This is a genomic window from Mesorhizobium sp. LNHC252B00 (assembly GCF_000502955.1).
GTDB lineage: Bacteria > Pseudomonadota > Alphaproteobacteria > Rhizobiales > Rhizobiaceae > Mesorhizobium.
This window is the reverse complement of sequence record NZ_AYWO01000005.1, coordinates 191469-212483: the sequence shown is the minus strand read 5'-3', so window position 1 is coordinate 212483 and position 21015 is coordinate 191469. Positions and strand designations below refer to the sequence as shown.

Sequence of the window (21015 nt, the reverse complement as noted above, 5' to 3'; positions counted from 1 at the left end):
CCTCAAGTCTCCAGCCGGTTGGCGGTCTCGTGGATGGCCGCGCGGATGCGATGATAGGTGGCGCAGCGGCAGAGATTGCCGCTCATCGCCGAATCAATATCATCGTCCGACGGCTTAGGCGTCTCTGTAAGGAGGGCCACGGCCGACATGATCTGGCCAGACTGGCAATAGCCGCATTGAGGTACGTCGAACTCGGCCCACACGGCCTGGACCGTTTCGCCTATCTTGCCCGACACACCCTCAATGGTGGTGATCGAGGCTCCTTCGATGTCGCCGACTGCGGTCTGGCACGAGCGCGTCGGCATGCCGTTAACGTGAACCGTGCAAGCGCCGCACTGGGCAAGCCCGCAACCGAATTTCGTTCCCGTGAGTCCGATGACGTCACGGACCGCCCAGAGCAGCGGCATCTCTGGATCGACGTCGAGTGTTCGCGCCTCGCCATTGAGGGTAAAAGCGACCATTGCTTGCTCTCCTTGTCCTGAGCTGGCTATCTCGTTGAGCCTCCGCCCGCCTGGCAACCGAGCTCTTGTTGCTGAGGCCTAGCGACCACACCCTAGGAACGCGCAGCTCAAGCAACAAGCCGCTAGGTTGGCGAGTTACGAGATCGTGAAGTGGGTCGTGTCGAACTGGAGGCAACTGAATGTCATTTTTTGGGCGGACAGGCCGCTTTAGGCTGGGTTACACGAGACTGGACATTCGGGTCGTCGCGAACATCGACCGCTGGTCGGCCGCGTCCGGCAGGGCCCTGATTGGCTACACGAAATGAAATGGGACGACTATCGATGGGGGCCTACCTCGACCCGCAACCTCCACGACTGGACCCTCAGGTTTCCGACTATCGTCCCGGGCGGTGGCCGAGCTCGGCGCCTCGGACGCGATAATAGACGGTGAGGCGTTCGTCGTTGACCAGAAGGCTTGTCGCGCATTCCCAGTCTTCAGCGGGCTCTTGGCCGCGGCGGGAGACGTCAGGACCATGCTTGCCGGCTTCGACCTGCTCAAGATCGACGGCGAGGGTCTTCGCGATCGGCCACTCGTCGATCCGCGCAAAGCGCTAGTTAACCTGCTGAGACGCCGCCAAACGGCATCGTTCTGAGCGACGAGATCAGCGGCGGCAGCGACATTCTCGCGCAAGTCTCCCAGTTCGGCCTCGAGGGCATCGTCTCCAAGCTGCGTGTCAGTCCATATCGATCCGGCCGGCGCCAAAGAATGGGTGAGACAAAATGCGTGCTGAGTGATGAGTTCATCGTCATCGGCTGCGAACCCGGCAACAGTTACGGCGGTCGGGAAGCGTGCTCTGGCGAATGTCGAGGACGGAAATCTGGTGTTCGCCGGCGGCATTGGCACCGGCTTCAATGCGCGCACCGGGCCGGAAGTAAAGCGCCGGCTCGATGCCATTCAAATGGATAAACCACCGATTCCTAGTTTGAAGGCGAACGGTGCGGCATGGGCGGAGTGCCCTGCGCAGTCTGTACCTCCGCAGCCGATTGTCGAGTTCGAAGGGGGTGTGATTGGCGTCGAGACTGCTCCAGCCATGGCTATCAGCACGCCGAGTGCGTTGTTTTCGATCAATTCTCGAAATGAGCGGGTAAATACATGCACTTCCTTTCACTTGCCGAACGGGGTTTGCTGTTCACCGGCTGGCATCCGATGGCAAACCTTTCAACGCGGCGGCGATCTGGCGCTTCGCTGCTGGGGGCAGAGGCAGGATGGGACGCGGGGGTTCGGCACTGCAAACGTCGAGCAATTCAGCGAGTGCATAGACGACGCGAAGGCTCGAGAACTCCTTGAAGAGGCTCCAGATCGGGACCAGCGCGGCATTGATCCGTCGCGCTTCGGCCGCATCGCCCTGTTGCGCCGCTGTGACGATCGTCATGCAGACCTCGGGCAGGATGCCCGCGAGGACGCTGTACCATGTGTCGGCGCCGGCGATCATGGCCTCGGCGGCGTTCCAGTCGCCGCTGTAGCCAATCGAGAACCCTTCCGGCAGTGTGCGCCTCTGGGTGGTCAGGTGGTTCTTGATCGCATCGCTTTTGTCTGTCGGATTCTTGATGGCGACAATCCCAGCCACCTTTGCCAGGCGGCTGACAAGGGGTGGACTGAAATGGAAATGCGTCGTTCCTGGATTGTCGTAGACGACGATCGGCAGGCCACTTTCGCGCGCCACAGTGGAGAAATGTTCGAACACCTCGTCATCAGTAAGCGGGGTGTAGGAGGCGGCGGCAAGCAAACCCGCAGCTGCTCCAAGGGCCTTGGCGTCTTGCGCGAGCCCCACGGCTTCATCGGTGCGCAGCGCGCCCACACCCACCACGACCGGCATTTGCCCCGCCGTTTGGTCCAAGGTCTCGGAGAGCGCCCGCCGCCGTTGCTCGCGCGACAGATAGATGTATGTGCCGGTGCTGCCGAGAAGACCGATGGAATCGACCTGAGCAATGCCAAGCCGAGCAATCAGCCTGCGCAGGGCAACGCTATCGACGCGGCCGTCACGATTGGTCGGGGTGATGGGGAACGCGGAAAGACCGCTCAGGAATGCCATGGCAAGGCTCCAGATCTATGTGTGAGCGCAGAGGTGGCCGCACGCCAGGTCATTACAAGACGTCCAAAGCCCGCCGCAGATCGGCGATCAGGTCATCAGCGTCTTCAAGCCCCACCGAGAGACGCATGAGATCCTCGCCGACTCCATCGGCCAAATGGGCATCCTTGCGGATCGGCTGCCGAGCACGGGTGAGGCTTGCTGGATGATAGATGAGGCTGTCGGCATCGCCGAGGCTGACGGCGCGAATGATCAGGTTGAGCCGGTCCATCATCCGGCGCGCTCCTTCGTATCCAGCGTGGAGGCCAAAGGCCAACATGCCCGATCCGTTGGACATCTGTTTTCGCGCCGTCACCTGATCAGGGTGCGAGTCGAGGAACGGATAACTCACAAATGCCACCGCCGGGTGCGCTTCCAGCGCCCGAGCCACCGCAAGGGCCGTGGCGCTGTGCCGTTCCATACGCAGCGTCAGCGTCTTCAGACCGCGCAGGATCAGGAAAGCTGACATGGGCGAGAGCGCTGCGCCGGTGATGTAGCGCAGGCCCGTTTCATGCAGCGTACGGAGCGTTTGGGCGTCGCCGAGAAGCGCCCCGCCAAGGGCATCGCCATGACCATTGATGTACTTGGTCAGCGAATGGAGCACGATGTCCGCCCCGTGCTCAAGCGGTCGCTGGAGCGCGGGCGAGGCGAAGGTGCTGTCGACTGCAACCCTTACACCGCGCGCGTGAGCGCGCTCGGCAATTGCCGCTATGTCGAGGATGCGGCTCAGCGGATTCACCGGCGTCTCGAAGAAAACCAGCCGCGTCCGCTCGGTGATCGCAGCATCGAGATTGTGGGGATTTGACAGATCGACCGCGACGACCTTGATGCCGAAGCGGGGGACCGCTTGTTCGACCATGGCAAGCGTGTTCGCATAAAGCGTCTTGTGGACGATGAGTTCATCGCCCTGGGACAGGAGCNTGTTCGACCATGGCAAGCGTGTTCGCATAAAGCGTCTTGTGGACGATGAGTTCATCGCCCTGGGACAGGAGCGACAGGATCAGAGTGCCGAAGGCCGCCATCCCCGAGGCAACAACCAGCCCCGCCTCGGCTCCTTCCAGGTTCGCGAGCCGCTGCTCGAGGATCTCGGTCGTGGGATTGTATTCGCGCGCATAGAGCCGTCCACCAAGGGCGGCGGCGGCATCGTTTGCTGCCACGCTTTCGAACCCATAGGTTGACGTCAGGAACACTGGCGGCTGGACGGCATTCGAAAAGCCGGCCGGATCGTAGCCATGATGGATCGCCCGGGTGGCAAATCCGGGGCTGGTGCGGTTGAGCGACCCCGTGGGAGCATCGGTTTCGGATGGATGGGAGCTGGTCATTCGGCCTCTGCGATCTCTCTTGGGGTTCCGAAAGATTGACGGCAACCTGGCCAATGTGAAATATCCAGTTGGCGATGAAAGAGATGGTCCAGTCTTCAAGTGCCGGGTCTGCAGCGCGCTCGCACGCGATGGGTGCACGCCAGATATACGAAGCCCTTCGCGAGCAAATCCTCGGCGGCGTCTACGAAACCGGCAGTCAGTTGCCATCCTCCCGGGCCCTGGCAAATGACCTCGGCGTTTCGCGAACCACGGTGACGGTCGCCTATGAGCAACTGGCTGCGGAGGGTTTCATCGAAGTCCGTCAAGGCGCACGACCTCGCGTTGCGTCTTCGTTGATGGGCCATGGGACGGGGCGCACTCACGCGCAACGGGTCGGCCCGATCCACCTGTCCGCATATGGCGAGCGGCTGCGCGCGACGTCACCCTGGCCAGATTATCTGCCGACTGGGCTGAAGGTCGAGTTCCGCTATGGCGACCTCGCGCCGTCGGATTTCCCTTCATTGGTCTGGAAACGCGCGATGAACGAGGCGATGGGGCAGCGCCCGCTGCGTCTTGCCTATGACGATCCTCGCGGCTCGCGCCGGCTTCGCCAGGCGCTTCAGGGCTATCTCTGGCGCGCCCGGACCCTGAGCTGCGACCTCGACCAGATCATAGTTGTGAACGGTTCGCAGCAGGGCCTTGATCTGTGCGCGCGCCTGCTTCTCGATCCCGCCGACCGTTTCGTCATCGAGGATCCGTGCTACAGGATGGCGCGTCAGGTCTTTGCCAGTACGGGTGCCTCACCCATCCCGGTCATCGTCGACGAAGACGGGATGAGGACCGAGTTGCTGGCGGGGATCGGAGCACGACTGGCTTATGTGACGCCATCGCATCAGTTTCCGCTGGGCGGCGTCATGCCGATCGCGCGCCGCCATCAGCTTCTGAAATGGGCGCGGCACAACAACGCCTATGTGATCGAGGACGACTACGACAGCGAATATCGCTACGACATCAATCCGGTCCCTCCGCTGCACAGTCTCGAGGACCACGGGGCTGTCATCTACCTCGGCACGATCTCCAAAACGCTCTCGCCGATGCTGCGCATCGGCTACCTCGTCGTCCCGCCCGAATTGCAGGAGGTCTTCGCAACCGCCAAACAATTCGCAGACCGGCATTCGCCGGTCGCTGAACAGGAAGCGCTGGCATCGTTGATCGAGAGCGGCGGCTACGAAAGCCATGTGCGCCGTGTGCGCAGGCTGAACGGCGAGCGTCGGGAAACGTTGTTGGGTGCCTTGCAGCACAGCTTCGGGGATCGCATCACTGTCCAGGGAGCAGATGCGGGACTGCACGTCGCGGTTTGGTTCAATGACCTGCCACGATCGCGGGAAACGGCCTTGGTCGAATCCGCCCGCGACGCTGGCCTGGGGCTACACCTGATCTCGCCGCTCTACGAACGGCCATCGGACCAAGGCCGCACCGATCGCGTCGGACTTGTCATGGGCTATGCCGCCTTGAGCATTCGGCAGATCGGGAAGGGCGTTGAGGTCCTGCGAGAGGTTGTCAAGCAGGTGCAAGACGCGATGCCGGCGCGGAACAACTGAGACGGGACGACGCCGAAAGCTGGCGCTGAAAACGGTCCGAGGGCCCCCCGTATTTCTTTCCAAACAGCCAACTGGACCGGGAAAATGCCATGCAACTGGCGCTGTTGATCAGGCCAGTTTTGCAGCAGGTTTCCACGAGACGAATTTCCGAGAGCGATGATGACCTGGCGAGGAAAGCTGCTTCACGTCCATATCGCGCCTGCCGCCTCCTATGAAATGGAGGAGCTGGCGCAGGCGCAGCTTATTGCCGGCCAAGGCATTGTCGGAGACCGCTACTACCTGGGGACGGGGACCTATTCCGCGCGTCCTGACGTTCGCGAAGTGACGCTGATCGAAGCTGAAGTCTTGGACGCCATCGCGCAGGGCGAACCCAGAATTCCGGGCTTCAAGGCCAAGCTCGCACCCGAAGATCACCGGCGCAATCTGACGACACGAGGCGTTCCGCTTAGCCATCTTGTCGGCAAACGCTTCCGGGTCGGGGAAACGATTCTCAGGGCCGCCCGGATGAATGTGCCGTGCAAGTATATCGAGGAGTTGCTCGGGCTTCCGGGTCTCTACGAGGGGCTTCTGAACCGCTCCGGCCTGAACTGCACAATCGAGGTCGGGGGCGTGATCCGCCCCGGTGATCTGATCTTGCCCATCGACGAGTGAACGCCATGGCCTCGCCGCGCATCATCATGAAGCTGACCGTGACCGCCGCCCGCAAGGAGCCGGGCGACGTGCTGGTCATCGACCTGAAACACCCACGCAAACCTGTGCTGCCGGCGTTCGAAGCGGGTTCTCACGTCGACGTCCATCTGCCTGAAGGGAAGGTGCGTCAGTATTCACTTTGCGGCGACCCGACCGAGCTTGGCCGCTACACCATCGCGGTGAAGCGCGAGAATGACGGCCGTGGCGGCTCGGCGTGGATCCACGAAACCATTGCCGTCGGCTCCACACTGCCTGTCTCCGCGCCACGCAACCATTTTGCGCTCAAGCCAGGCGAGGGGCCGACTTTGCTGCTGGCAGGGGGAATCGGGATCACCCCGATTCTGGCCATGGCGCGCGCGCTCACCCGGCAGGCCAAGCCCTTCGAGTTGCACTATTTCACCCGCAGCCGGGCGCTCACGCCACTCTTGGCGGCGATCGGGAGCGATCTTCCTGGCGGCAATGTGCGGATCCATTTCGACGACGAGCCTCAGACCCGGCAGAACATCGCCGCGCTGCTGGCGAACCGTTCGGACGACGCGCAGACATACTACTGCGGACCGCCTGGCTTCATGGCGGTTGTGGGGCGCGCGGCTCAACACTGGCCCGAGGGTACTGTTCATTTCGAAACTTTCCAGCCTCCCGAGTTTGATGGCGCGCCACCGGAACCATTCGTCATAGAACTGGCTGAGGGCAGGGTGGTTGAGGTTTCGGCTGAGACCACGGCACTGGCCGCCTTGCGTGCGGCCGGTGTGCCGTTGATGGCCTCGTGTGAGAACGGGGTGTGCGGGACCTGCGAATGCGCAATGCTGGCGGGACAGCCGATCCATCGGGATGCCGTCCTGTCCAAGGAGGCACGCGGCCACCGCTTCATCCCCTGTGTGTCGCGCGCGACAGGTGTGTTGAAACTCGATCTTTGACCATTTGGGCGGGGGTCCTGTGAGACCGGCAGCTGATTTGCGGGAAACTGAATGACGAGGAAACTGGAATATCTGAACGAGATCGAGCGCTGCGTCTCCTGGCTCGCAGCCTGGACGATCCACCACGCCAACCACGTCCGCGAGGGCGATGAGATCAAGGTCGGGGGGCATCAGGCCTCGTCCGCGTCGCTGAGTACCATCATGACCGCGCTCTACGGTTCGGTCCTGCGCCCGCAGGATCGGGTGGCGGTCAAACCCCATGCGGCGCCGATCTTCCATGCACTTCAGTATCTGGCGGGCAACCAGACCCACGAAACGCTCATGAACTTCCGCGGCTACAAGGGCGCGCAGAGCTACCCTTCGCGGACGAAGGATGTCGACGATGTCGACTTCTCGACCGGGTCGGTGGGTCTCGGCGTTGCTCAGACGCTGTTCTCGTCGCTGGTGCAGGACTACGTCTCGGGTCACGGCTGGATGAAGGAGCGTGCCGAGGGCCGAATGGTCAGCCTGATCGGCGACGCCGAGATGGATGAGGGCAACATCTACGAGGCCCTGATCGAAGGCTGGAAGCACGGGCTCAGGAACTGCTGGTGGGTGGTAGACTACAATCGCCAGTCGCTCGACGCCGTGATCCGGGAGGGCCTCTGGCAGCGTTTCGAGCAGATTTTTCGCAACTTCGGCTGGGACGTGATGGTCCTGCGCCACGGCGCTCTGCAAGAGGCTGCCTTTGCCGAGCCGGGGGGCGAGAAGCTGCTCGAGTGGATAGAGCGCTGTCCGAACCAGCTCTATTCGGCGCTGACCTTCCAAGGGGGTGCTGCCTGGCGCAAGCGGCTGCTCGACGAGATCGGAGACCAAGGGCCGGTCACCACTCTGATCGAACGCCGCTCCGACGACGAGTTGCAGGCGTTGATGACGAACCTTGGCGGGCATGACATGCCGAGCCTCCTCGAAGCCTTCGAGGCGGCGTCCAGGCATGACCGTCCCGTCTGCTTCATCTGTTACACCATCAAGGGCTACGGTCTGCCGCTTGCCGGACACAAGGACAACCACGCGGGGCAGATGACGCCCACGCAGATGGAAGACTACCGCCTGCAAATGGGCGTAAAGCGGGGTGAGGAGTGGGACAAATGGGCGGCCGCCACCTTGCCGGAAGCGGAACTTGACGCCTTCTTCGCAAAGGCGCCGTTCTTCAGTGAGGGGCGCAGGAGGCTGTCTGCGCCGTCGGTGCCGGTGCCGGAAACCCTTCCGTCACCGGGGCAGCCCGGCAAGCCGCTCTCGACCCAGATGGGGTTCGGCCAGATCCTGAACGACATCGCACGCGAGCGCAGTCTGCTTGCCGACCGCATTGTCACCACCTCGCCCGATGTGACGGTCTCGACCAATCTCGGTGGCTGGGTCAACCGGCGCGGCCTTTTCGCCCGGGAGACCATGGCGGACACCTTCAAGGCCGAACGCATTCCGTCGACCTTTACCTGGGAATTTGGGCCGAAGGGGCAGCACCTCGAGCTCGGGATCGCCGAGTCGAACCTGATGATCATGCTCGGGGCACTCGGTCTCTCGCACTCGATCAATGGCGTGCGCCTGCTGCCGATCGGGACAGTCTATGATCCCTTCATCTACCGATCGGCCGACCAGCTAAACTACGCCTGCTATCAGGATGCGCGCTTCATGCTGGTCGCAACGCCCTCGGGCGTGACGCTAGCGCCCGAGGGCGGAGCACACCAGTCGATCGGCACCCCATTGATCGGCATGGCGCAGGATGGGCTTTGCGCCTTCGAACCGGCCTTCGTCGACGAACTGTCCGTGATCATGCGCTTTGCCTTCGATTACATGCAACGTAATGGCGAGGGGGATCCGGATGAGACGACGTGGCTGCGTGATCAGACCGGAGGATCGGTCTATCTTCGCCTGTCAACCCGGCCGCTCGAGCAGCCGCTGCGCGACATGAACCCGGCGCTCGCGCGGGACATCGTCAATGGCGCCTATTGGCTGCGTCCGCCTGGGCCCAACGCGAGTGTCGTCATTGCTTATCAAGGCGTCGTCGCGCCGGAGGCGATTGCCGCGACGGGTCTTCTGGCGGAGGACCGGCGCGATGTCGGGCTGCTCGCGATCACCTCCGCGGACCGGCTTAATGCGGGCTGGCAGGCGGCGGAACGTGCCCGGCAGCGTGGCGCGATTGGCGCCCTGAGTCATATCGAGCGGCTGCTCGCGCCGCTATCGCGTGACTGCGGCATCGTCACCGTGATCGACGGCCACCCGGCGACGCTCGCGTGGCTCGGTGGGGTTAACGGGCATCGCGTGAAGGCGCTCGGGGTCGAGCAGTTCGGCCAGACGGGGACTATTGCGGACCTCTACCGTCACCACGGCCTGGACACCAACGCCATCGTACATGCGGCGCAGGCGGTGAGTGCGGGACCGGCTGTTCGCTACCGGAAGGCGCTGCCTTGACCATGAGCTACCGGATGCTCCGTGGCTGGTACGGATCGGCTGTTTCCACGGGCGTTCCGGTTCGCTTCAAAGCGGACAGGGCCGGGACACTGTGGACGTTCTGATCGCGCTTGAGTAGCTTGTGCGACCCCCAGGGTCACCTGGAATACGCAGGGAGGCGGCTTTTATTTAGCCTTGCGTCCAATTAAGAATTCGATCCAATCCAGTCCGGAGCAAAAGCTCCGCGTCCTCCCGATTTTCGGCTTCGACGTAGCACCGCATTTCCGGGGCATTTCCGGATGGACGCAAATGCAAGACACGCTTATCCGCGAGAGTGATACGAAGTCCGTCAACATCGCTAACCTTGCTTACCACTCCAATCGACCCGACGAAGGCGGCGATGTTAGTTTCCGCTGTACGAAGGTATGTCATGAGGCGAGTGCTGCTTTCGACGGAAAAATTTTCCAAGCGATCCGCCGCCGCTGCCGGCAATTGAAAGGAACTGCCAATCTCCGACAGTGGCTGCCCACTTGTACTAACAAGGGAAAGTGCCGCAAGGATGGGGAGAAAACTGTCGCGTGTAGGTAGCGCTGGCAGTTTAGTTCCGTTCGGGTCAAAGTCCGTGCCGGTCAACAAACCACCGTTTGCTTCGAAACCAACCACGCGCTCGTGACCCGACGCAACCAAATCGAGCATGGCAGCAATAACAAATGGCGATCCAACCTTGGTACGCACGACTTTAAAAGAACCTGCGGTCTCGATACCAGAGTTTGATGTGACCGGCGTGACGACTGCCTTCGCTTGCAGGAAGTTCGCCGTAATCAGGCCTAACAAATCACCGCGAAGGGGGTCTCCGTGGTCGTCAGCTACCAGTGGGCGGTCACCATCGCCATCTGCCGAGACGACCGCATCAAGCCGATGCTCTTTGGCCCAGAGCTTGAACTGTTGAGCAGTCTCGTCAGAGACCGCTTCAGTGTCGACAGGAATGAAATCTTCCGAACGTCCCAGGGTTACGACCGTCGCACAGTGATATGAGAGAATGTCAACCAAGAGATCGCGCGCGACTGTGCTGTGCTGATATACGCCCACCGTTAAGCCCTTTAGAGCATTAATCTCCATAAGCTTTCGATTGCGCGCCATGAAAAAGGCCTTGCATTCGGCCTCCCGGTGCTCCCGACGTGCAACAGCACCTTCAAGGACGTATCCGCGCTTCTCCAATTGCAAGGCGATGCGCGTTATCTCCCGCTCATCACCCTTGTCGATCTCACCGTCGGGTCGATAGAATTTTATTCCATTACGGTCGGCCGGAATGTGCGAGCCTGTGATCATCAAACAACCACTCTTACGCGCCTGAGCATACAGTGCCAGGGCAGGGGTGGGGACTGCGCCGCAATCGACTACGATGAAGCCGAGCGCAGACAGTGCCGCCGCACAGACGGCGGCGATGGCCGGACTCGAGGCGCGAAAGTCGCGCCCTATGAGTATCTCGTCGCCAATTCTGGCCAGGCCGGATTCCAGCAGGAATGTCGCGAATGCCGTTGCATATAGGGCAGAGGCGGCTCCTGCCAATTCTGTCGCCAGGCCCCGTAATCCACTTGTTCCGAATTTCATACCAAATCCGACGTTGCTAACCGGGTTTTGAAGGTAACATGCTCAAACCTTGGCTCGTCCGGAATGCCCATCGACAGATCCCTCGGACGAGAACAAGAAGTACATTCGGTTACCGTAGACGCGTTCGGTTATCGAGGGTTACCCTTGTGAGGATTGACGCAGTCGGCGTCGGCGTGGGCAGCGCACCGTGACCTTCACGGCGACGAGGTTGGAGCGGATGGGGTCCGGGTCCGGCAGGGCTCCTCGCGGCTGGCTCACATGAGCGCTATCGCCATCGAGTGATTGTCTCAGTCTACATTAGCTCTGGGTCCCGAAAGCGCGTACAGGCCTGAGACGCAGCAAATCCTCTTATCTATCGCCGTTCGGTGTAGCTCCCGTTCAGAAATGCATGATAGACACTCTCGATGCCTTCCATGAGAGTGATCTTTGCTGCCCATCCCAAAGTGCGCAGCTTGTCGACGCTCATCAGCTTTCGCGGTGTACCGTCAGGTCTAGAGTGATCATGCGCGATCTCCCCAGTAAATCCGACTACACGGCAGATCATTCTGGTCAGCTCTAGGATCGTGATGTCCTGTCCGCAGCCGAGATTGACGTGATCATGGTCAGAGTAGTTCTTCAGAAGGAAGACTAATGCGTCGGCGCAGTCGTCGACGTGCATGAATTCCCGACGTGGTGTGCCCGTGCCCCAGATGGTGATTTGCTTATCACTTATGAGCTTAGCTTCATGCGCTTTCCGGATCAGCGCTGGGATGACGTGGCTTGAGTGCAAGTCATAATTGTCGCCTGGCCCGTAGAGATTCGTCGGCATAGCGGAGATGTAGTCGCGGCCATATTGCTGGCGATAGGCTTGAGCCATTTTGATGCCGGTGATCTTGGCGACGGCGTAGCATTCGTTGGTGCGCTCTAGTGGCCCGGTCAAAAGCGCGCTTTCAGGAATGGGCTGTGGTGCCATCTTCGGATAGATGCAAGACGAGCCGAGGAAGAGGACGCGGTCGACATTGTTTTCGTGGGCTGCCGCGAAGATATTGGCCTCGATCATCAGATTGTCGTAAAGAAAGTCGACCGGATAGGTGGCGTTCGCGAGAATACCACCTACCTTTGCCGCCGCCATAATGATAGCGTCCGGTTTCATCACTGCCACGAAGTTTTCAACCTCGGTCTGTCGCTTGAGGTCTAGCTCTCCCCGAGGGGCGGCCACAACTTTGCAGTCTTCAGATGCGAGTCGGCGTACAACAGCGCTGCCCACCATACCTTTGTGGCCAGCGACCCACACGGTTTTTCCGTTCAGATCATACATTACGCTTCCTTCATGACTACAGATGTCTGCATGACCTTCAGGTCTTCGCGTACCATTTCCGCAGCAAGCTCGCGAACGGATGTCTCATGCACCCAGCCGAGTTTCTCCTTCGCCTTGGTAGCGTCACCCAGGAGAAGATCGACTTCCGTGGGGCGGAAGTAGCGTGGGTCCACTTGGACTAGGCATCTGCCGCTCGCTACATCATAGCCCTTTTCGCCGACACCCTTGCCACGCCATTCGATCTCGACGCCGATATCTTCGAAAGCCCACTCGACGAATTGGCGGACAGGAGTCGTTTTGCCCGTAGCCAGCACGTAATCATCCGGTTGATCCTGCTGTATCATCATCCACATACCTCGCACGTACTCACGCGCATGGCCCCAATCGCGTTGAGCATCGAGATTGCCGAGATAAAGCTTGTCCTGCTTGCCCAGGTAGATAGCAGCGGCAGCGCGGCTGATCTTGCGCGTCACAAAAGTTTCGCCACGAAGGGGGCTTTCGTGATTAAAAAGAATGCCGTTGGAAGCGTGCATACCATAGCCCTCGCGATAATTGACGACCATCCAGTAGGCGTAGAGCTTGGCGGCGGCGTAAGGGCTGCGCGGATAAAAGGGCGTCGTTTCGTTCTGCGGTACGGACTGCACGAGGCCGTATAGCTCCGAAGTCGAGGCTTGATAGAAGCGGGTCTTGTCCGTCAGACCGAGGAGGCGAATCGCCTCAAGAAGTCGCAATGTACCGATACCGTCCGCGTTTGCTGTGTACTCAGGTGTTTCGAACGACACCTGCACATGGCTCTGAGCAGCCAAGTTGTAAATTTCGTCTGGCTGAGATTCCTGAACCACGCGGATGAGATTAGTCGAATCAGTGAGGTCACCGTAATGCAAGATCAGGCGCGGATCGGATTCGTGCGGGTCTTGGTAGAGGTCTTCGATACGACCCGTGTTGAAGGAAGAGGAACGTCGCTTAATCCCATGAACGATGTAGCCTTTTTTGAGAAGAAGACGGGCAAGATAGGCACCATCCTGTCCAGTTATGCCCGTAATAAGAGCAACTTTTCTGCTATCGCCCATTCTATTCCTGCTCTATTAAAGTTTAAAGTTTCGGCTCCGGCTCGCCACGCCGACACAATGTGCGGCCAGCCCCGTGCGCTATGGAGCACTTCGACAGATGCGGCGCGAAGCTCGTCATTGACAGTCCGCCAGCCGAGCACACCTCTTGCTTGGAGTCACAGCAAAATAGAGTTGCGCCGCTAACCTGTCGGCTTCGTACATGCGGTCTGAGTGCCGCTCAGCTCACGCCGTGAGCGACATGTACTCCCAGCACCTTGCAGCTGATTTGCTCATACATCAGTGAGTGAGGACGCCTTTCTTTCTTGCTTCAGCGTCTTCTAAAGGGAATTGTTTGGATCAGTGAAATCGATTGTTTGGATAAAGTGCATCCACAGAATGGATGGTCTGACCGAGCAGCGGGGGCGCCTCGCCGGCCCGGAGTCGTAGGCGCGAGCTTCCGTTCGGGGCGAGGACAACGTTCGTGGCCGCGAGCCCTCACCACAGCATCCGGCACAGGTCGTGCAGAACTTTGGGAGCAGACTGCAGATTCTGTCGAACAGCTGGTTCCAGGCGCGTCGAGCTGTCGACCTCATCTCGCCCGGTACCGGTTGCTGTATGCAGCCTTGCACCCTTGGCGTATGGCGTCGACGGAACGATTTGCTCCGGCAGGCAGTGTCGCAGCGTTTCCCGGCTGTTTCGGCTCTATTGGCCGGGCCCGCGTCAGCCGAGCCCCTTCATCATGGCATCCAACACATGGATGGCCGGCATCCACTCAATAGATTTTACATATGCCGGGGAGGCCCAGTAGAGAAGGCTGAACCGGAAGCGAGGGCATCGGCTTCAAGCTGTGCGAGCATCACGGGATTAGTGGGCAGTGCTGAGTGAGCTCTTCTGCCCTATGGCCCGGCCTCTGCCAAGCGCCCGGCGTCAGGGTCTACGTGTCGACTAAGGATACCAAACCGGGCAACCTCCTCTCTGAACGAGATTTCCGAAAATGCATGTTAGTGGATTGGAAAAGCGCCGGTTCGTCGTCTCTCGGAGGCGTACGGGGTTCGGTGATTGTCTGTGGTCATTGGCGGCCGCTTGGCGCTACGCGCAGCGGTCGGGACGAACTCTAGTCATCGACTGGCGGGGGGCCTGCTACCTCGACCAACCCTTCACAAATGCGTTTGCGGTGTTCTTCCAGCCGATCAATGACATCGCTGGCGTGCCGGCTATTTCCGACGACCGGATCAACGACGTTTCCTTCCCTGGTCCATTCTTCCCGGAGTGGTGGAACAGGCCGGCGATCGAGTGCCTTTACCGGCCAGATGAGCAGATTTTCCAAGAGCGCGATGAGTTGGGCGAGCTCTTTCAGGCCGAACACGATGTCGAAGCGAACACAGTAGNTTTCCTTCCCTGGTCCATTCTTCCCGGAGTGGTGGAACAGGCCGGCGATCGAGTGCCTTTACCGGCCAGATGGCCAGATTTTCCAAGAGCGCGATGAGTTGGGCGAGCTCTTTCAGGCCGAACACGATGTCGAAGCGAACACAGTAGTGTGTGACGCTTGTCTGATGTGGCGGTGCGATGAGGATGCAGAGCGGCAGGTGTTCCAGAGTGTCCAGCCTCGGCCAGAAATTCAAGCCCGCATAGATGCCATTTATCAGGAATGTTTTGAGGGGCACAGTATCATCGGGATTCATGTTCGGCACGGTAACGGTGAAGACATCATGGAGCATGCGCCCTACTGGGCCGATCCGGAGCTCGCCGTTCGGCAAGTGTGCGCTGCAATTGACAAGGCTAAGGCGTTACCGCACCCCAGGCCTGTGCGGCTGTTCTTATGCACGGACAGCGCGCGGATACTGGATCTTCTGTCGGCCAGGTTTCCCGATCTGCTCACTGTCCCGAAGCACTTCGGATCCAATCAAGGTGGCCCCTTACACACTGCAGCACTCGGGATTGACGGCGGAATTTCCGCCCTCGTTGAGATGTATCTTCTCGGGCGCTGCGATACCGTAATTCGGTTTCCCCCAACGAGCGCCTTTACACGATATGCACGCCTTTTCGCACCACGGGTAATTGAATTCGATCTGAAAGAGCCAAGTCGTTTGACTTTGATAGAAGGCAGCCAAGTCTCTGATCTCAGTTAAGACCCGCCACCTGCGCAATTCGGCAGACGCAACCAACAGGCATAGTTGAATGCGCATTTCTCACCGACGCCAGTGGAGGCGTCGTACATTACCAATAGCGTCGTCATCTGACGCCGCCTGCAACGCGCCAGAACTTCGCTGTTACGCGGGGGCCGCAGACAAGCCAGAGCGACGGCGATCGTGACGCTGACGCTCGAAAGAACGCGGGCGATCACTCCAGAGACGAAATTGAGGTTGGTTATGAAAGTCATTCCCGTGATCATCAGCGGCGGAGCCGGATCGCGGCTATGGCCCGCCTCAAGGCAATCGCACCCCAAACCTTTCCTCAAAGTAGCGGATGGATATTCTCTCATTCAGCAGACTGTGCTGCGCGCCGCTTCGATAGAAGGTGTCGTGGAACTCGTCGCTGTGACATCCGGGGACCACCTCTTCCTGACCAAGGACGAATTTGACGAACTGGATTCCGTGGTCCTGCCACGCACCTTTCTGCTCGAGCCCGAAGCTCGGGATACGGCCGCCGCCGTGGCTGCAGCCGCGATCCATGCGAGGGCAACGCAAGGCCCTGACGCGATCCTGTGCGTCTTCCCGGCCGATCACCTGATTGGCAACCTGCCTGCGTTTCTAGACGTCATGGGCCTGGCCATGGAACATGCGAAGCTCGGGCGGATCGCCACATTGGGCATCACCCCAACCAGACCGGACACCGCATTCGGCTACATCGAAGCAGATGGTGAGAACGTCGTCCGTTTCGTTGAAAAACCGGATCTGGAGACAGCCAAAGCCTATGTCGCGTCTCAACGCTTCTTCTGGAACGCCGGCATCTTCTGCTTCAGTGCGCAAACCATGCTCGACGAGATGGTTTTGCATTGTCCCGAGGTGCTCCAGGCCGTCGCCGACAGCTATGAGAACGGCCGCGCCAGTCAATGCCAAGGCTTTGCCAAAATCGAACTCGCGCCTGAGCATTTCGGTTCCGCGCCGCGAATCTCGCTCGACCACGCTGTCATGGAGAAGACTAACAGACTTGCCGTGATTCCCTGCGACATGGATTGGAACGACATCGGATCTTGGAACGCAATGGCCGATTTGATCGCCCCCGACGAAAGCGGGAACAGGATACGCGGCGATGTGCACATGGTCGACNGACCACGCTGTCATGGAGAAGACTAACAGACTTGCCGTGATTCCCTGCGACATGGATTGGAACGACATCGGATCCTGGAACGCAATGGCCGATTTGATCGCCCCCGACGAAAGCGGGAACAGGATACGCGGCGATGTGCACATGGTCGACACGACCGGCACCTATGTGAGCTCCGACAAGCGCGTCATCGGCACGGTGGGCGTAAGCGATCTGGTGATCGTGGATTCCCCGGACGCTTTGCTTGTCACATCCCGCGACCGCGTTCAGGACGTTAAGAAGCTCTTCGAGGGCCTCAAGGCTTCGGGACATGAAGCTCATCTGGTCCATAGCACGGTACACCGGCCCTGGGGTACCTATACGGTTCTGGAGGAAGGCGAGCGCTTCAAGATCAAACGCATCGAGGTGAAGCCCGGTCGCCAGTTGAGCCTGCAGATGCACTATCATCGTTCGGAGCACTGGGTCGTGGTCAGCGGCTCCGCCAAAATCGTCAATGGCGAGCAGGAGCTGTTCCTGGGGACAAACGAATCTACTTACATCCCCTGCGGCCATAAGCATCGGCTCGAGAACCCAGGCAGAATTGACCTGGTTATCATTGAAGTGCAGAGCGGCGATTATCTCGCCGAGGATGATATCGTTCGCTTCGACGACGAATATGGTCGAACGTAGATAACAGTACAAAAAACGTTAAACGGCGAGCCGTCGCTCAAGGATCTCTGTCGTGGGTTCTGGGCCTGACATTGACAAGCAGCGGGCCGAGCGTGTCATAGTATCCGCCCCGCACTCTCATCAGGCACTCGATCGTGGTCGAAAACATCGGTGAGCGCTTGACAGCGCGCCGTCCGCGGTAACGAAGACTTCAGATCTTTTTAGGCGGACCCGTTGCTCAGCTGTTCAACGGCACAGCCGTATTTCAGCCTGTAGGCGGAAATGAAATCCTCATCGCTGCAGATGCAGCGGCCGCTGGAATCTTTGGCTTTCGGATCATGGAGGTGAGAAACAAAGGGGGCGCAGTAGTGCTGGTTGTCCGACTCATCGGAAAACCCGCACTATGCTTGACTAGGTCTGCGGCAAGCATGATCCCGGCAAGCGCTGATTGAAAGGCCATCGGAACCACGGTTCGAACGAGACGACTTCCATCGCTAAGCTGGAACACCAGACCGCCGCAGATAGCCTGCTGATAAAAGGAACGGAGGGGCTGGCCAACAAACGCGGCGAGCGGCCCAAACGGCACAGCCATCGCCGTAGCCACCCGAGCTACGAACTCATTGGGGACCCCGGTATTGGTCTGCAGGAGCGTTTTTACCTCATCGTGTGCTTCCGGCATTCCGAGTTCCTCCGCGACCAGTTGGTGTTCGTCCTTGGATTTCCCGGTCGGCATGTACATGCAGCAAAGGCAAGCCTGGCCGTCATCGAAACCATGCCGCGAGATGCCTAGATCTTGCTCCTGAGTCCAGGCGTTCGCGATCCATCGGGGCAGAGCACCTTGGACAGCTAGACGGTCGGCGGCGGTGTCAAGCGCCACACCCACTCGGTCGAATACCCAGTCGCCCCGGCGCGCAACATATTCTGCCCACTTCATAGGGTGCGCCTCGACTTCAAGGGCGGTGGACCGAAGGGCGTTGGTTGCAAGGGCCGCCTTAGAGAGGCCGACCTCCGCCTGACCTGCCAACACGTAGCGCTGCAGGTTTGAGAGTTCGATAGCTTCGTGATCAACTACATGCAGGCGCCCCGACAGACCGGATTGCCTCGCCAGCGCCCAGAGCGAGCCATGGCCTATCGCGCCGAGCCCAACGAGGTGCATTTCGCCAATCTTGTTGTAGGTGCACAAAGAGAGGTCGATGTTCTCGTCCAGCTCGGCGCCGGTCAGCTGGGAAGCAAAGATGGTTCGAAAGACGTTGGCCGCGGCGAAGCAGCTTGCGGCGCCAGCTCCAAAGGGCAGCAAGCTCGAGCCAGAGCCCACCGGGTCCGTACGCGACAGCTTTGCCGCCCAACCCTGCGATCCCATGAAAAACGTTGGGCACCGAAGTGATGGGTGCACCGCGCCTGCAGCTACACAGACCGTCGCATACTTGCCGGAACGCCGGATGCTGAATTTTGGATTGATCGACTTTGCCAAGCGCTCGAGCGCTTGGGCTTGAGAGCTCGCGACCATATCCAGGGGGACTATGGCCAGAACCGGATACAGTCTGGCAAGCAACCTGACCCGTAAGGTCACGCGTCGCCTGGCCCTCGGCACACAGGCTTGTCGAGGAGCTCGTCGGCGATGTCGAGGGCGCAATTTTAGGGACGCTGCCCTGGAGGGAGAGGAACCGAAATCCAACTCTGTCAACTCTAGCCTCAATTTTGAGAGAGATGCGTGACCATCACTCCACTAGCATTTCCGTCTACCAGAAGCGGACATAGCTGCGTCAACACCCAGGTCACGCGCGACGTGCTATGCTCATAGCTCCGGTGATTCCACGCTAGGAGGAAAAGATACGGAATCATAGGTGAAGGCAAGCTCCAGTAAGTCAGAGAATAAACATGACCAAGCCCATTCGGATCCTCGTACCAGTCGATAGCCAAGACGCCGAAGCGCTTCGCATTGCGCTGGGTTATGCCCAGAAGATCTGTGAGAAATTTGGACCGGAGGTACAGGACATAGTCCTACTAGTACATACCAAGCAACAGCTGGACCACACGGGTCTTTCCCAGTCGTTGGGTGCTGGCCATGTCAAGGCTCTTGCCAAGGGACCGATCTCACTGTCCGGGGGTGGCCGCTTGCATGCTGAAACCATGAAGACATGGCGCTACCCGCCGCGAAAGTCGGTGGTTGTGGTCTACTATGCGGAGCCGCGAATCCTCGATTTTGTCGATGATCTGAATAACATCGCTGGCGTAGTGGTCGTCCCGGACATCCCCGCAGCGGCGGATGGTTGGGTGGCCCGCTGGGGCGCGATCATACACGGCCAGGCGCAACAGGCTCCGCCATCCGCCCTGATCGACGACCCTGTGTTTGTGCGCGCGATTGAAACGCTATCCAGCATGATCAACCTATCGACCGGCCTGGGGCATCCTCGCGACAAGGCGATGGCAAACGAGATCATGCGCATTCTCCGAACCAAGGGACACTCCGACCAATCTGCAAATATCAAGTCTTGGGCTATCCGGCGTGGATGGCGGCCTGACCACGCCGCAGATCTCGAAGCGCTGGCCAGGAAGATATGGGCGCTGAGGGCCAAACCGAGCCTTTCGGGCATCCACGATCCCGAAGGGCGCTACCGGCGCTGGCAGGCTGACTCGTGAATGCGTGTAGAGCCGGTTCGAGGTCATTTGTCATTGTTCAATTCGAAGGCGCCGGACATGAGGCGGTGCGGCACCATCGCATCGTCCCGACCTTGAAGCGGTTGGCAACTGGAAGGCTTTGGCACTCCACCGCAATAGGGTTTGCATCGAGCAGAAATCGGCTTCGGTGTATCCCGCGACTTCCCGGCGTTTTTGCGGTCGGCATGCAACCGAACTTGAGACATCGTCGAGCTTCAGCCTGGTCTGGTTGAAGACATTCTGAAGGGCGCTTCCCATTTTTCTCCGCTGGGACCGCTTCACCTGGAGATAATGTCAAAGAGGGCCTCGGCCGATGGTGATCTCAACGAACAAGCTGAAGCCGCCGCCGTGCACCGACGCAATCGGTTGGCGTAAGATCACACAGGCTGGGCAACTCGGTCGTTATGCACCAGAGGCGATCATCGCTGCCTTCCAATATGCCGGCAGCAAGGATCGGCACCTTCGTGAGGATATGGCTAGCTATCTCTCCAATCTGGCGCAGCGGGTTCTGCGCAAGCGCGTCGGAACCAACAAGATGAATAGCGGCCAGGACATCATCGACGACGTCTACGACGAATTCTTCGCCGCAATCTGCAATCCGAACTGCGCCGACGCCAAAGGATACCGAGAATCCTTCTATGGACGACTGACGTTCCGGCTCAAGGACGCTATCGCCGAGGAGGAGGCGGCGAAGCGGATCCCGCCGCCCGAGGAGAAAAAGCCCGCGGCCCGTAACTCGAACGATGACAGCAAGGCCGACGATGGCGAGATCTCAGGTAAAATGGAATTGAGGCCAGCGCTAGAAGAGAGCGCCGATGGCTTGTTTGAGATCGAGGAACATACTGCGGATGCCGGTGTCAAACGACCAGACCCGGCGTTGCTACAGAACGTTGAGGAGCTCGCGAGACAATAGATGTGGAGCGGACCCTTGCCCAGATCCCCGATCCGCGCAAACGTCTCGCGTTTCGGCTTCACGTGGA

16 protein-coding genes and 2 pseudogenes are annotated in these 21015 nt (G+C 59.8%); 10 read left to right on the top strand and 8 right to left on the bottom strand.

Features of this window, described 5'->3' with window-relative positions; all coding sequences use genetic code 11:
* Positions 1–2: 2 nt before the first annotated feature.
* From X744_RS160435 to X744_RS1000000176200, 4 genes are all read right to left on the bottom strand, one after another.
* Positions 3–461, bottom strand: a complete 459-nt coding sequence (locus tag X744_RS160435) for a (2Fe-2S)-binding protein (RefSeq protein WP_023708041.1) — start codon at positions 459–461, stop codon at positions 3–5.
* Between the two features lie 1169 nt (positions 462–1630).
* Positions 1631–2533 carry a dihydrodipicolinate synthase family protein gene (locus X744_RS160440; RefSeq protein ID WP_023758449.1) on the bottom strand — a complete coding sequence of 301 codons (903 nt, stop codon included), beginning with the start codon at positions 2531–2533 and terminating at the stop codon, positions 1631–1633.
* A gap of 52 nt (positions 2534–2585) precedes the next feature.
* Positions 2586–3506 carry an aminotransferase class V-fold PLP-dependent enzyme gene (locus X744_RS01000000169460; RefSeq protein WP_023758448.1) on the bottom strand — a complete coding sequence of 307 codons (921 nt, stop codon included), beginning with the start codon at positions 3504–3506 and terminating at the stop codon, positions 2586–2588.
* Positions 3469–3891 (bottom strand): PLP-dependent transferase, encoded by a 423-nt coding sequence (locus tag X744_RS1000000176200; protein WP_023758447.1) that lies wholly within the window; start codon positions 3889–3891, stop codon positions 3469–3471. The genes X744_RS01000000169460 and X744_RS1000000176200 overlap by 38 nt, the downstream gene beginning before the upstream one ends.
* A gap of 74 nt (positions 3892–3965) precedes the next feature.
* On the opposite strand from X744_RS1000000176200, the gene X744_RS160445 reads away from it, so the two are divergent.
* The 4 genes from X744_RS160445 (at position 3966) to X744_RS160460 (ending at position 9526) form a co-directional block, all read left to right on the top strand.
* Positions 3966–5471, top strand: coding sequence for a PLP-dependent aminotransferase family protein (locus X744_RS160445; RefSeq protein ID WP_031249775.1), 1506 nt, complete (start codon positions 3966–3968; stop codon positions 5469–5471).
* Positions 5472–5630: 159 nt separating this feature from the next.
* Entirely contained in the window at positions 5631–6122 is a 492-nt protein-coding gene (locus X744_RS160450; protein ID WP_023758446.1) for an MOSC domain-containing protein, read from the top strand.
* A gap of 5 nt (positions 6123–6127) precedes the next feature.
* Positions 6128–7078 carry a PDR/VanB family oxidoreductase gene (locus X744_RS160455; protein WP_023697831.1) on the top strand — a complete coding sequence of 317 codons (951 nt, stop codon included), beginning with the start codon at positions 6128–6130 and terminating at the stop codon, positions 7076–7078.
* Positions 7079–7129: 51 nt separating this feature from the next.
* Complete coding sequence (locus tag X744_RS160460; protein WP_023758445.1) at positions 7130–9526, top strand: transketolase; 2397 nt, start codon at positions 7130–7132, stop codon at positions 9524–9526.
* A gap of 168 nt (positions 9527–9694) precedes the next feature.
* On the opposite strand, the gene X744_RS160465 is transcribed toward X744_RS160460, so the two are convergent.
* The 3 genes from X744_RS160465 to gmd form a co-directional block, all read right to left on the bottom strand.
* A complete protein-coding gene (locus X744_RS160465; protein ID WP_023758444.1) occupies positions 9695–11116 on the bottom strand; it encodes a phosphomannomutase in 1422 nt (473 codons plus the stop codon).
* A 352-nt stretch (positions 11117–11468) separates the two neighbouring features.
* Positions 11469–12413 carry a GDP-L-fucose synthase gene (locus X744_RS160470; protein WP_023758443.1) on the bottom strand — a complete coding sequence of 315 codons (945 nt, stop codon included), beginning with the start codon at positions 12411–12413 and terminating at the stop codon, positions 11469–11471.
* Entirely contained in the window at positions 12413–13483 is a 1071-nt protein-coding gene (gene gmd, locus X744_RS160475) for a GDP-mannose 4,6-dehydratase (protein ID WP_023692482.1), read from the bottom strand. The genes X744_RS160470 and gmd overlap by 1 nt, the downstream gene beginning before the upstream one ends.
* 973 nt (positions 13484–14456) lie before the next feature.
* Between gmd and X744_RS0136365 the strand changes: the two are divergent.
* The 4 genes and pseudogenes from X744_RS0136365 to X744_RS0136350 all read left to right on the top strand — a co-directional run.
* Positions 14457–14849: pseudogene (locus X744_RS0136365) on the top strand (nodulation protein NodZ); the annotation flags it as partial.
* A 4-nt stretch (positions 14850–14853) separates the two neighbouring features.
* Positions 14854–15591: pseudogene (locus X744_RS0136360) on the top strand (nodulation protein NodZ); the annotation flags it as partial.
* 180 nt (positions 15592–15771) lie between these two features.
* The gene (locus X744_RS0136355) at positions 15772–16758 is read left to right on the top strand and encodes a sugar phosphate nucleotidyltransferase (RefSeq protein WP_245266516.1); all 987 of its coding nucleotides are present in this window, start codon (positions 15772–15774) and stop codon (positions 16756–16758) included.
* Positions 16745–17398 carry a cupin domain-containing protein gene (locus X744_RS0136350; RefSeq protein ID WP_198032199.1) on the top strand — a complete coding sequence of 218 codons (654 nt, stop codon included), beginning with the start codon at positions 16745–16747 and terminating at the stop codon, positions 17396–17398. Before X744_RS0136355 ends, X744_RS0136350 begins: the two co-directional genes overlap by 14 nt.
* A 244-nt stretch (positions 17399–17642) precedes the next feature.
* Here the strand turns inward: X744_RS0136350 and X744_RS01000000169455 are convergent, their stop codons facing one another.
* On the bottom strand, positions 17643–18947 hold the full coding sequence (locus tag X744_RS01000000169455) for an E2 ligase fold family C protein (RefSeq protein ID WP_245266515.1): 1305 nt from the start codon (positions 18945–18947) through the stop codon (positions 17643–17645).
* A 308-nt stretch (positions 18948–19255) separates the two neighbouring features.
* Between X744_RS01000000169455 and X744_RS1000000170895 the strand changes: the two genes are divergently transcribed.
* Entirely contained in the window at positions 19256–20017 is a 762-nt protein-coding gene (locus tag X744_RS1000000170895; protein WP_023758442.1) for a hypothetical protein, read from the top strand.
* 331 nt (positions 20018–20348) lie between these two features.
* On the top strand, positions 20349–20948 hold the full coding sequence (locus X744_RS160480; RefSeq protein WP_023758441.1) for a hypothetical protein: 600 nt from the start codon (positions 20349–20351) through the stop codon (positions 20946–20948).
* Positions 20949–21015: the final 67 nt, after the last annotated feature.

What these genes read in the sequence shown, in the direction of transcription:
- X744_RS160435 (WP_023708041.1), bottom strand. Translation starts at nt 461, where the DNA reads ATGGTCGCTTTTACCCTCAATGGCGAGGCGCGAACACTCGACGTCGAT.
- X744_RS160440 (WP_023758449.1), bottom strand. Translation starts at nt 2,533, where the DNA reads ATGGCATTCCTGAGCGGTCTTTCCGCGTTCCCCATCACCCCGACCAAT.
- X744_RS160445 (WP_031249775.1), top strand. Translation starts at nt 3,966, where the DNA reads ATGAAAGAGATGGTCCAGTCTTCAAGTGCCGGGTCTGCAGCGCGCTCG.
- X744_RS160450 (WP_023758446.1), top strand. Translation starts at nt 5,631, where the DNA reads ATGACCTGGCGAGGAAAGCTGCTTCACGTCCATATCGCGCCTGCCGCC.
- X744_RS160455 (WP_023697831.1), top strand. Translation starts at nt 6,128, where the DNA reads ATGGCCTCGCCGCGCATCATCATGAAGCTGACCGTGACCGCCGCCCGC.
- X744_RS160460 (WP_023758445.1), top strand. Translation starts at nt 7,130, where the DNA reads ATGACGAGGAAACTGGAATATCTGAACGAGATCGAGCGCTGCGTCTCC.
- X744_RS160465 (WP_023758444.1), bottom strand. Translation starts at nt 11,116, where the DNA reads ATGAAATTCGGAACAAGTGGATTACGGGGCCTGGCGACAGAATTGGCA.
- X744_RS160470 (WP_023758443.1), bottom strand. Translation starts at nt 12,413, where the DNA reads ATGTATGATCTGAACGGAAAAACCGTGTGGGTCGCTGGCCACAAAGGT.
- gmd (WP_023692482.1), bottom strand. Translation starts at nt 13,483, where the DNA reads ATGGGCGATAGCAGAAAAGTTGCTCTTATTACGGGCATAACTGGACAG.
- X744_RS0136350 (WP_198032199.1), top strand. Translation starts at nt 16,745, where the DNA reads ATGGAGAAGACTAACAGACTTGCCGTGATTCCCTGCGACATGGATTGG.
- X744_RS1000000170895 (WP_023758442.1), top strand. Translation starts at nt 19,256, where the DNA reads ATGACCAAGCCCATTCGGATCCTCGTACCAGTCGATAGCCAAGACGCC.
- X744_RS160480 (WP_023758441.1), top strand. Translation starts at nt 20,349, where the DNA reads ATGGTGATCTCAACGAACAAGCTGAAGCCGCCGCCGTGCACCGACGCA.